Origin of the sequence: Bradyrhizobium sp. 2TAF36 (assembly GCF_052114925.1) — a bacterium.
In the GTDB taxonomy this organism is placed as follows: domain Bacteria; phylum Pseudomonadota; class Alphaproteobacteria; order Rhizobiales; family Xanthobacteraceae; genus Bradyrhizobium; species Bradyrhizobium barranii.
Genome location: NZ_JBFRFR010000146.1, coordinates 1 through 11,782, shown reverse-complemented (window position 1 = coordinate 11,782; position 11,782 = coordinate 1). Strand labels below are relative to the sequence as shown.

8 protein-coding genes and 1 pseudogene are annotated in these 11,782 nt (G+C 60.0%); 1 reads left to right on the top strand and 8 read right to left on the bottom strand.

Going from position 1 to position 11,782, the window contains the following annotated elements:
- From AB4Z51_RS42495 to AB4Z51_RS42465, 7 genes are all read right to left on the bottom strand, one after another.
- On the bottom strand, positions 1-1,181 hold a 1,181-nt coding region (locus AB4Z51_RS42495), incomplete at its 3' end, for a PAS domain S-box protein (protein ID WP_441499555.1).
- 1,281 nt (positions 1,182-2,462) lie between these two features.
- The gene (locus AB4Z51_RS42490) at positions 2,463-2,771 is read right to left on the bottom strand and encodes a cytochrome c (protein ID WP_441499554.1); all 309 of its coding nucleotides are present in this window, start codon (positions 2,769-2,771) and stop codon (positions 2,463-2,465) included.
- 182 nt (positions 2,772-2,953) lie between these two features.
- Positions 2,954-3,628, bottom strand: coding sequence for a 3'-5' exonuclease (locus AB4Z51_RS42485; RefSeq protein WP_441499553.1), 675 nt, complete (start codon positions 3,626-3,628; stop codon positions 2,954-2,956).
- Between the two features lies 1 nt (position 3,629).
- Positions 3,630-5,432 carry a putative nucleotidyltransferase substrate binding domain-containing protein gene (locus tag AB4Z51_RS42480; RefSeq protein WP_441499552.1) on the bottom strand — a complete coding sequence of 601 codons (1,803 nt, stop codon included), beginning with the start codon at positions 5,430-5,432 and terminating at the stop codon, positions 3,630-3,632.
- Between the two features lie 135 nt (positions 5,433-5,567).
- The gene (gene acs / locus AB4Z51_RS42475; RefSeq protein WP_441499551.1) at positions 5,568-7,511 is read right to left on the bottom strand and encodes an acetate--CoA ligase; all 1,944 of its coding nucleotides are present in this window, start codon (positions 7,509-7,511) and stop codon (positions 5,568-5,570) included.
- A 90-nt stretch (positions 7,512-7,601) separates the two neighbouring features.
- Positions 7,602-9,296, bottom strand: coding sequence for a cation acetate symporter (locus AB4Z51_RS42470; RefSeq protein WP_441499550.1), 1,695 nt, complete (start codon positions 9,294-9,296; stop codon positions 7,602-7,604).
- A gap of 5 nt (positions 9,297-9,301) precedes the next feature.
- On the bottom strand, positions 9,302-9,601 hold the full coding sequence (locus AB4Z51_RS42465) for a DUF485 domain-containing protein (RefSeq protein ID WP_441499549.1): 300 nt from the start codon (positions 9,599-9,601) through the stop codon (positions 9,302-9,304).
- A gap of 476 nt (positions 9,602-10,077) precedes the next feature.
- Here AB4Z51_RS42465 and AB4Z51_RS42460 point away from each other — a divergent pair.
- A pseudogene (locus AB4Z51_RS42460) lies at positions 10,078-10,497 on the top strand (adenylate kinase); the annotation flags it as partial.
- A 567-nt stretch (positions 10,498-11,064) separates the two neighbouring features.
- Here the strand turns inward: AB4Z51_RS42460 and AB4Z51_RS42455 are convergent.
- Positions 11,065-11,571: a cupin domain-containing protein gene (locus tag AB4Z51_RS42455; protein ID WP_441499548.1), complete on the bottom strand. Its 507-nt coding sequence runs from the start codon at positions 11,569-11,571 to the stop codon at positions 11,065-11,067.
- Between the last annotated feature and the right edge of the window lie 211 nt (positions 11,572-11,782).

Genomic DNA, 11,782 nt, shown 5'->3' with positions numbered 1-11,782 from the left:
GCAAGGACGAGATCAGCGTCGGGATCGAGGCTGAAGCGCAGCTGCACGTTCTGCTCGCGCGCGCCGGCGAGCCCGAGCGCGCCGGCCTCCTCGATCAGCTTGGACAGGCTCTCGACCCGCTTCTCCGACTCGCCGCGGGAGACGAAGTCGCGCAGACGCCGGATGATCTGGCCGGCGCGCAAGGCCTGCTCCRCCGCGCGATCCAGCGCGCTTTCGATCTTCGGCGTGTTCGGATCGACGCTGCCCGCGAGCAGCCGCCGCGAGCCCTTCATGTAATTGCTGATCGCCGCCAGCGGCTGGTTGAGTTCGTGGGCGAGCGCGGAGGCCATCTCACCCATCGCGGTCAGCCGCGAGACATGGACGAGCTCGGACTGCAATTCCTGGAGCCGCGCCTGGGTCTGCTGATGCTCGGTGAGGTCGCGGACGAAGCCGGTGAAATAAGGCTCGCCGCCGGATTGCATCTCACCGATCGACAAATGCATCGGAAAGGTCGTGCCGTCGCGGCGCTTGCCGGTCACGATGCGGCCGATGCCGATGATGTGCGGATCGTGCGTGGTGCGGTAGCGGGCGATGTAGCTGTCATGCCGGGTGCGGTCGGGCTCCGGCATCAGGACGCTGACGTTCTGGCCGATCGTCTCGTGCTCGGACCAGCCGAACAGGCGCTCGGCGGCGGTGCTGAAGAACTGGATGATGCCGTGGCCGTCAATGACGATCATGGCATCGGAAATGGTCTCGAGGATCGAGCGGAGATGAGTCTCGCGGGTGCGCAAGGCCTCCTCGACCTGCTTCTCCTCGTCGATGTCGAGGAAGATGCCACTGAGATGGCGGGCGGCGCCAGCCTCGTCCCGAATGAGACCCGCCCTGGCCCGGATCCAGTGTCCGCGGCCGGAGGCGTGGGCGACCCTGAATGATACGTCAAAACCCCCGCTCTGTTCTGACACGCGCTTGATCGCGCTCTCGAAGCGCTCGCGGTCGTCGGGTTCGAGGCGCGACAGGATGAGGTCGTAGCTCACCGCCTGCTCCCGCGCGATGCCGAGCAGCATCCTCGCGGTGTCCGAGCATTCCAGATCGCGCGTCGTCAGGTCGAGATCCCAGGTGCCGACGCCGAACCCCTCGATCCGGACCCGAAAGTGCTCGCCTCGACYGTCGTCTTGCGGATGAGTTACGCGGGTGGGCGACAATAGCTGCTCCAATCCCTCGGGTGGCCGGCTCGGCCGCCACACCGCGGCAATATCGCCCATGGCCGTGCTGGAGGCAAGTTCCGAGGTCTGATGTCACTGAGAGCGCGGCGACCGGCAACAAGTGATCGCCTCTCGATGGTCAGTCTGTAAAACATCAAGCCAGCTGTGGGGAAGGTGACAGTCGCCTACACGCCGCCTGCCGAACCTTCCTTTACCAGCACAGCCTCAGCCCTCCGAAGCAGTCAAGCCTCGGTTTCCAGAATTCATTCCCCGCAATTGGCATGACCCGCATAATGAACGAGGCGAGAAAGCTGAAGTCGGAGCCATCAAAAGAAGTGGGAGGGAATTCGCCGAACAGCTGCTCTAACAAGGGGGCTGATGCGCTGTGCGCCGAACGGGTGGAGTTGGCTCTTTGTTGCGCAAACTTGGCTTGCAGCCGGCATGTACTCCGTAATGCTGGTTTGATTACCGATCTAATCGGTAGATTTCCAGTCATGCCGGGTGGCGGGTCGCCTAGCTTGCTGTCTTCCCGGGTCAACTCATCCTCGGCTTGATGCCCAGAATGCTTCGGCTTGACCTTCTGGTTCGCCGGCGTCTTCTGAGTTGGGTGAGCGTGCCGGACCCGAACTGCGGATAAAGAGCGGCTCACTTCGGACACCTGCTGGGGCTCACCAAATTTGAAGTTTGCGCAAGTTCAATTTGTTTATATCGCCGCGATCGCTGCCACGCACGGGTTCGCCTGGCATCCCGCGACACGAATGCGTTCAATGCCGCCGGTCCGACGATGATCGACTCCTGGACCGTGACCAACTGCTAGGACGTCGAGCGGGTGCGTCATCGCGGCCAGAAATCGCGAGGAATTGCTGGTCTGGGTAACCTCTTCGGGGACTCGCTGGCGCCTCTCGCATACTTCGGAGAGGGCGAGTCGTTACAGGGCTTGGCCCAAGAGGCCATTGCCCGTCTTCGCTGCGCTGTCGCTGGCCTGAAGCGGCGAAAGGGAAAATCGGCGTTGGCACCATTCGAATGCCGTGACCGATTGTTCGCCTCTATTCGACCCGCGGTGCCGGCTTTCGGTCCTTTGAATTGCCGGCGGAGCCGCTCGGACGAAGCCGGCCCCCGTTCGCAGTCGTTCGTGTCAGAAACGGAGCCCGGAGTACCTAGGAGTCCGGGCCCCGCAACCGTAACGGCACTGAGCGCGCTCTGCCGCTCGGTACGGCTCGATACTAGAAGAAGCCCTGAAGTTCGCTTTGACCCATCKCAAGCGTCGCTGCGATAGGCGTTTCATTTCAAGGAGCTGATGTAGTCCGCTAAGTTCGAGATTTCTGTCCGATCGAGCGATAGACTGGGCATATTCGGATGGGGCCTGAGCAGGAGAAATGCAAGCTTGGTTCGATCGAAATCGGGCGTTCTCGCGATTTGGCCGAACGGCGGCGCATGGTCGATGGCGTTCGATTGACCAGATTCGACGACGTGGCAGTTTGCGCACCAGCGCTTTGCGATGTCCTTGCCGTGCTGGGGATCCGCTGCGGCGGATTGAGCGACGATCGCGAGCGCGAAACATGCGACGAGCGACTTGAATGCTTCTGACATGTGGGGCCTTTCGGGTTGATAGTGACGCGATCACGAGCAAAGTCTTTCAACACAATCGCAAAGCGGTCATAAATGCGAGATGCCTGGTCGATAAGCGCTACAGGGTTTGTACGATTGAATGTAATGAGTTCAGCAACCGCCTCCGGCTGACCCTGCGCAGCAAAAGTACCCACGACAGATATCTATCCGCCTGTCGGATTGAAAATGGCGCCGCCAGGACGGGGACGCGCGATGCGCACGCCCCGTTCCTTCCAGTCACGCAAGACGATATACATCATCGCGGTCATTAGCGCGTCATTGAAGGCGTCGTGCTGCGCGAGGAGCGGAATGCCGAGATCCTTGAGCATCGCCGCGAACGAGAGATCGACGACCGTGTTTGCCGGCGCATCGCCATATTTGCGCTCGTAGTAAAGCTTGGAGATCTCGATCCGACGGTTGGGCAACTCGATCCCGATGTGGGGCAGGATGTACTTGTCTAGCATGGCGATATCGAAATCGACGTAGTATCCGACCAACGGACGCCCACCAACGAAATGCAGCAAACTCGGCAGTACCTTCCGGATAAACGGGCTCTGTGCAACATCGGCCTCACGCAAGCGATGCACCTTGATCCCTTCGGCTCCCATGCCGGCATCGGGACGAACGACCGCTTCGAAATGCTCACTGGTTAGGATCCGGCGGCCTCGAACCTTGATTGCGGCAATGCTGATGACGTCGTCGGTGCGCACATTGAGGCCTGTCGTCTCGCAATCGATCGCGACTACCTCGTCTGATGGTTCTGACCTGAACATGAACCGATACGACTGATCGCCGATCGAGGCTTGATGGAAAAGGCGTTTGAGTGCGCGGGGGATCACGTCAGAACATGCCGAGATTGAAGTGGCTGCGAATGAGCGAGCGAAACTGCTTGACGACCTGAAAGGCGTCGCGCAACAGATCGCGTTCCATGCTCGAAAGCGAGGACGGCCGCACGAGTGTACCTGACGCGCCGGCCGATGCCGCCAGTTGCCCGTCGAGTCTGAGCATCAGCAGGAAGTGAAAGGTTTCCCTCAGTTCTCGGGCGAATTCGGCTTGCAGAACGCCGATATCGCACAATCGCGCGATGCGCTTGTCGGTCGCGGTTTCCAGCAAGCCGTGCTGGATGGCGAGACTGCGGACGCCGTGAACGATCGGAAAGATGCCACCCTTCTTGAGGTCCAGCGCATCGCCCTTACCCTCGGAAGTGACTAGGTTGTTGAACAGCCCGATTGGTGTCGCGAAGGCGTCCACGGCATGCGCGAAATGGGCGAGATAGACCTGCTCGCCCCGGATAAGATCGATCAACGCCGCCTTGGCCTCGGCCAGCAGYCGCGCGTCGCCGGCAGCGGCACTCGCATCGTAGAAGATTGCCACGTTCATGTGGGCAACTTCATCGGGCAACGCCACCCAGCGCCGGAAGTCCGCGAGATAGTCGGAGAGCGGCTTTGACCAGATAGGGTTGCGCACCATAACGTTACCGGGGCAGGGCGGAAAGCCGAAGTCGGCCAGCGCGGCTGAAAAACTGATCCGAAATGCGTCCAGCGCTGCCTTGTCGACGGGGCGGGCCAGGATCAGCCCATTATCCTGATCGGTACGCACGGTCTGCTCGCCGCGACCTTCGCTGCCCATGACGACGAGACAACCGCCGGCACGGATCTCGTCCGGTGCCACCATTTCGAACAGCCGGGAGAACAGTCGTGCATTGAGATCAGAGACAACCTCGCCGATGACCTCGACCTTGACGCCTTGGCGACGCAGCGTGCGCACCTGCGCGGCGGTCTCTCGCGCGGCAACCGCCAAGTCGTCCCTGCTCGACGCGCGATCGATGCGACCGGCGACGACCTGGGCGCTGCCGGCTAGAAAACCCAGCAAATCGATATCTTCGAGAATGCCGATATAGCGCTCGCCATCATGCACTGCGACGCGGCGCTTGTTGCGTTTGGTCATCAGCACGAGAGCCGCTGATACGAAGTCATCTGGCCTCAGCGTCACCACGTCGAAATGCGCGAACTCGCGCACCGGCGTTTCGATCGGCTGGCGTCGCAGCACCGCGGCCTTGGACAGGTTCATGCCGGTGATGATGCCGATGCGTTCGCCGTCGCGAACGAACAGGGCGTTGCTGTCGATCTCGCGCATCCGGTGGCCGGCGGCTTCGATCGTATCACTGGCGTCGATGAATGCCGGAGGATGAAGAAAGAGCTCGGAGACCCGAGCGCGCATCAACGAGCCGTAGCGCCGCTCCTCTTCGTCGCGAGCAAGCTCATCCAGCTTGTGAGAGATTTCGCGGTAGAAGAACGAGGCAAACCGCGGATTGCGCTGGATCAGGCTGAGCGTCACGCCCTTGGGGCACGTGTAGCAGAGCGTCTCCTCACGCGCCACGAAGGCGTGGCCGCTCTTGCCGTGAACGAGGGCGCGGCTGTCGAAGCTATCCTTGGGGCCGAGCAGTGCCAGCAGATCTCCGCCGTCGCGCTCTTCGACGGTGCCCTTGATGACTACGAAAAGGGCACTGGCGGACGCATTCTGGGCGATGATAGTTTCGCCTGGGCGAAAGTAGTCAATATCCAGTGCCAAACGCAGGGTCTCGACCTCCTGCAACGTCAGGCGGTCGAAAGGCGCGTTGGCGGCATCGAAGGCGTTGGGCATTGACATTCCCTGACCAGATCCGGCGAGCCGGGAATTTAATGGCGGTCGCCCCAGAATGACCCAGGCGGGCAGATTGCCGACGCCGCTAAAACGGCGACCCCCAACTCCAGCGATCGCCGTGCAGCTGCGGCCCGCCTACGGATTGGCCTTGCGGTTCTCAATCAGATCGTCGACCACGCCGGGATCTGCGAGGGTGGAGGTGTCACCGAGGCTTCCGAACTCGCTCTCGGCGATCTTACGTAGGATGCGGCGCATGATCTTTCCCGAGCGCGTCTTCGGGAGGCCAGGCGCGAACTGAATGATGTCCGGCGACGCGATCGGACCGATTTCCTTTCGGACGTGGGCCACAAGCTCCTTGCGCATCGCGTCTGATGGAGTTTTACCCGCCATCAGGGTTACGTAGGCGTAAATGCCCTGCCCCTTGATGTCGTGGGGGTAGCCAACGACGGCCGCCTCCGAGACGCTCTCGTGTGCAACGAGCGCGCTCTCGACCTCTGCCGTACCCATGCGATGGCCCGAGACGTTGATGACGTCGTCGACCCGACCGGTGATCCAGTAATAGCCGTCGCCATCGCGCCGGCAGCCGTCGCCAGTAAAGTATTTGTTGGGGTAGGTCGAGAAATAGGTTTCCTCGAAACGTTTGTGATCGCCGTAGACCGTACGCATCTGGCCGGGCCAGGAATCGGCGATCACCAGATTGCCTTCGCAGGCGCCTTCGAGCACTCGACCGGCGGAATCAACGATCTCGGGACGCAGCCCGAAGAAGGGGCGTCCGGCCGAGCCAGGCTTCAAGTCGGTTGCGCCAGGCAGCGGTGTCATCAGAATGCCGCCGGTCTCGGTCTGCCACCAGGTGTCGACGATTGGGCAGCGTGCGTCGCCGACCACGCGGTGATACCATTCCCAGGCCTCGGGATTGATCGGCTCGCCAACTGAACCGAGCAGCTTCAGTGACTTGCGGCTGGTTCGCTTCACGGGCTCTTCGCCCGCCGCCATGAGCGAGCGGATGGCAGTCGGCGCGGTATAGAAAATATTGACATTGTGCTTATCGACGACATCCCAGAAGCGCGAGATCGAGGGATAGGTCGGCACACCTTCGAACATCACGGTCGTCGCGCCATTGGCAAGCGGTCCATAGACAATGTAACTGTGCCCGGTCACCCAGCCGACATCGGCCGTGCACCAGTAGATATCGCCATCATGATAGTCGAAGACGTACTGATGCGTCATCGACGCAAAGACCAGATAGCCGCCCGTGGAATGCAACACACCCTTGGGCTTTCCGGTCGAGCCCGATGTGTAGAGGATGAACAACGGGTCTTCTGCGTTCATCTCCTGGGCCTTGCATTCGGCCGTTACCTTGGCCGCTTCCTCGTGATACCAGAAGTCGCGTCCGGAAATCATGTGCACTTGGCCGCCGGTGCGCTTGACGACGATCATCGTCGCCACGGTGCCTGGAACCTTGTTGGACGCCTCGTCGGCATTGATCTTCAGCGGCACCTTCTTGCCGGCGCGCAGGCCCTCGTCCGCAGTGATCAGGATCCTGGAGTTGCCGCCTTCGATACGACTGGCCAGCGCCTCTGGTGAGAAGCCGCCAAAGACGATTGAATGCACCGCGCCGATCCGGGCGCAGGCGAGCATCGCGTACGCGGCCTCGGGAATCATGGGCAGATAGATCGTGACGGTGTCGCCCTTCTTGACGCCGTGCGCCTTCAGCACATTGGCAAAGCGGCATACTTCATCGTGTAGCTGTCGATAGGTGATACTTTTGGACTCCTTGGGATCGTCACCTTCCCAGATAATGGCCACCTGGTCGGCGCGCTTGGCCAGATGGCGGTCGATGCAGTTGAGTGAGACATTCGTAGTGCCGTCGCCGAACCATTCGATCGAGACATTGCCGGGCGCAAACGATGTACGCTTCACCCGCGTATAGGGCTTGATCCAGTCGATGCGCTTGCCGTGGTCACCCCAGAAGCCTTCCGGGTCGCATACCGACCGAGCGTACATGTCGCGATACCCAGCATCGTCGACGTAGGCCTGTGCCAGCCAGCTTTCAGGAACCTTGTAGAGCATTTCCGACATCTTCCGCTCCATGGGTTGTCGGGACAAGCCCGTTTGCAATTGTTGTCTCAGCTCGAACGGCCGGACTAACTGTGTGCGCAAATCGCGGGTTCAGTGCGTGACGGCGCCGGATGCGCCGATGCCGGTCTGGGACCGAATGAATTGCGCCTCGAACCCGCCGCGGTCGACCTTGGCCCGCGCGCTGCGGTCCAGAACCGAGAACAGCCAGATGCCGGCGAATGCGAGGCTGATCGAGAACAGTGCCGGATTATCGAGCGGGATGGGCGCCGATCCCTTGGGGTTGCCCAGCGTTGCTTCCCACACGGCCGGTGACAGGATGACGCCGACAACGGCGCTGATCAGACCGAGGAAACCGCCGATCATTGCTCCGCGCGTGGTCAGTCCCTTCCAGAAGATCGACATGGCCAGCACCGGGAAATTGCATGATGCCGCGATGGCGAAAGCAAGTCCAACCATGAAGGCAACGTTCTGGTTCTCAAATGTAATCCCCAGAATGATCGCGAGCGCGCCGAGGAACAACGTCGCAAATTTCGAGACGCGGATTTCGTCTTGCTCATTGGCCTTTCCGTCCTTGATCACCATGGCGTAAATATCATGGCTGATCGAGGAAGCGCCGGCCAGCGCCAGGCCCGACACGACTGCGAGGATGGTGGCGAAAGCCACCGCCGAGATGAAGCCGAGGAATAAGTTGCCGCCGACCGCGTCGGCTAGATGAATCGCCGCCATGTTCGAGCCGCCTTTGATCGCTGCGATCCCGCTCTTGGTCTTCTCGAGAATGCCGGCATCGAGGAACTCCGGATTGGTCGAGACAAGCACGATCGCGCCGAAGCCGATAATGAAGGTAAGGATGTAAAAGTAACCGATGAAACCCGTGGCATAAAGGACCGACTTGCGGGCCGCTCGCGCGTCCTTCACAGTGAAGAAGCGCATTAGGATATGCGGCAGCCCTGCCGTACCGAACATAAGGGCGAGCCCGAGCGAAATTGCCGATAGCGGATTGGAAATCAGGCTGCCGGGCTCCATGATTGCGGTCTTCTTTGGATGCACTTCGGTAGCCTTGGCGAACAGGGCTTCGGGGCTGAAGCCATATTTGTATAAGACCGCACCGGCCATGAATGTCGCGCCCATCAACAACAGCACGGCCTTGATGATCTGTACCCAGGTAGTCGCCTTCATGCCACCGAAGGTGACGTAGATCATCATCAGGCCGCCGACTAAAATGACCGCCATCCAGTAGTCGAGTCCAAACAGCAACTGGATCAGCTTGCCAGCGCCGACCATCTGCGCGATCAGGTAGAAGGCCACGGTGACGAGGGAGCCGCAAGCCGCCAGAATGCGGATCTCGGTCTGCCCGAGCCGGAACGAGGTGACGTCGGCAAACGTAAACTTCCCGAGATTGCGCAGCTGCTCGGCGATCAGGAACGTGACGATTGGCCAGCCGACGAGCCAGCCGACCGAGTAGATCAGGCCATCGTAGCCGGAAGTGTAGACCAGGCCCGAGATGCCGAGGAAAGAGGCCGCCGACATGTAGTCTCCGGCGATCGCAAGGCCGTTCTGGAAACCGGTGATGCCGCCGCCAGCTGAGTAGAAATCCGCGGCCGATGCCGTCTGTCTTGCTGCCCAATATGTGATGCCGAGAGTAAAGGCGACAAAGGCGATGAACATACCGATCGCGACCCAATTTACCGCCTGCTTGGTGCCGCCATCGATCGCTCCAGCCGCAAACGCGAGCGTGGGGAGGCTGGCAAACAATGCCGTCGCGAGGACGCAGGAAAGTTTCTTCATTGTCGCTACCTCTCGACGATTCGACGGATCAGGGCGTCATACTTGGAATTGGCCTTGCTGACGTAGATGCCCGTGAGCACGAACGCTGAAACGATGACGAAGAGGCCGATTGGAATGCCGATGGTCGTCACGCCCGTTCCTAGCCGCATGCCGAGGAATTTTGGCGCATAGGCGACGAGCAGGATGAAGCCGAAGTAGATGATCAGCATGATCAGTGACAGCGTCCACCCGAGGGACGAGCGGCGCCGCACCAGCTCTTGATAGTCGGGGTCTCGCTGGATCGATTCGTGGCTTCTCGCTTCCATCTCGTTCTCCCGGAATCGCCGATTGAAGAGTTCGACAACACGCTCGTGTAAGTCGATAGGATTAAACACGCTGGCGTGTCCCCCGGCCGCAGTTGAAAACTGCCTCGAGGACGACGAAGGACCTGTTTCGGCTCGCGTGCAGCAACCAATACTGAATGGATCGGACATGACTGTTGATGTGGATCAAGTCGAGCTTCGACAAATTAAGGCAGTTGTCGGAACGACGAGGAACGGGTGATCCTCGGGGTGTAAGGTGAGGCCTGAGGGTTCGGAAAAAGCCGATCCAAATTTTTTGAGCAGGTTGGGGCAATGATCGCGCCGGTCCGGCGCCAATCGGATTCCGCTCGCTGATGACATTATCGAGGGCCGGTCAAGCGGAGCCGCTGCGCGGCATTGGTGCCCGACGTTACCATGAAGCTGCGGTACGAATGCGCGGCAACCAATCGTCGATATAGTCGCCACAGGGAGCATAGTTGATGAGATTAGTTCTGCTGGGACCGCCGGGCGCGGGAAAAGGTACTCAGGGGACGAGGTTCGCCACGCGTCTCCGCATTCCCCATTTGTCGACCGGGGAGATGCTGCGCGAAGCAGTGACCTCGGGCTCGATGTTGGGACTTCGCGCCAAGCACATCATGGACCGTGGAGAACTTGTGCCCGATGACGTCGTGGTTTCGGTTGTCGCCAATCGCATCGGGGAATCGGACACGGCAAACGGCTTCATTCTCGACGGTTTTCCCCGAACGGTGATGCAGGCGGAAGCGCTCGATCAGGAACTCGCAGCCAAGGGGACCAAACTCGACGCGGTCCTTGAACTGGTAGTGGACGAAGAAGCGCTTCTCGATCGCATAACCGGCCGCGCGGAGGAGGCTGGCAAAGCTGCAAGTTACAGTGCCAGTCTGCGTAGGCCGTAACGTTTGACCTATCTCAAGGAAAAGTCCACGGCGAGGCATTTATTGACGCTATGGACCGATCGGCGCTGTACTTCCTGCTCTCAAAGTCTCGGTTGAGTCAGGAGCGCCGGTCAAGAGCCGAACGACTAGTGCCAGTCTACCTCATAGCGTAAACCCATGTACCTGCTCGAAGTCTTTTGCCCTCGGGCCAGAAGCAGACATCGGGTCGTTACTGACCCGCCGCGGAATTCATCCTCTCATCCAATCTCGGGCATACGATTGATTAGCTTGTCCAACGTGATTGGATAGTCGCGTACGCGAACACCGGAAGCGTTGTAAATTGCGTTGGCCACGGCGGCAAAGTCACCTGTCGCCACAAGCATTCCGCATCGCACTTGGAATGGCCGGGTGGAGCAGGCTGACTGACAAGCTTCATGCAAAAGCTGATCAGGTGCCGGCGGGGTATCGCGTGGTGGGCAAGAACAATTCGGTCGGAGATTTGAGCCGCTCTCTCGCAATCAAATTTCTACGGTTTTGCTCGCCTTCGCGCGCTGACACCCCGCACCGCTTTCCCTATTTATTGCTATCCTGCTGCGGCTTACGAAGCACGGTGTTGGCGTGTCCATTCTGGACGAGGTCGATAACGAGCAGCCTTGTCGGCTCCTCCCCTGCATTGGCGCCAGTATGCCATCGTCCCACCGATTCCACGACGAAGTCTCCTGGCCGATACGTCTTGCCTTGACCGGTCTCAGTGTCGGTCACGCGCAAGCTTCCCGACAAGATGTAACCGTATCGAGGATACGGATGCTCGTGCTCTGGAAGGTGTGCCCCAGGGGCAATTTCGAAGATTGACGCTACGAGCTCGGCGTCCTTCCTCGGCAATACGATCTGTTGCCCCGCCGACGTAGTCGTTGTCGAGAGCAATTGCTTGATGGTGACGTCCGTCTTCTGCTGCGCGTGAGCCTGTGAAGTCAGAGATGCGAACAATCCGACGGCCAGGTATTGCAGGCTGCGGGGCAGCGCAGCTCTGCGCCATCGTCGGCCCGTTTCGGCCCAGTAAGTGTTGAAGTTTCTGATCATCGTGAGCGGCTTTCCTTTTGCTAGAATCCATCAAAGATGTCGAAGTCGGTGGATCTAGCCGTTGGATGATCGTGCGCAACTCTTCAACAGTTCACACTCATTCACACGACAGTGTTCCTGCGTTGAACGACGATTATTGGCCATTCAAGCTCACTAGTTTTCCATGGTGAGCCAAATGGCGACATCGTACAGAGTCCCTGTGATTTGAGTC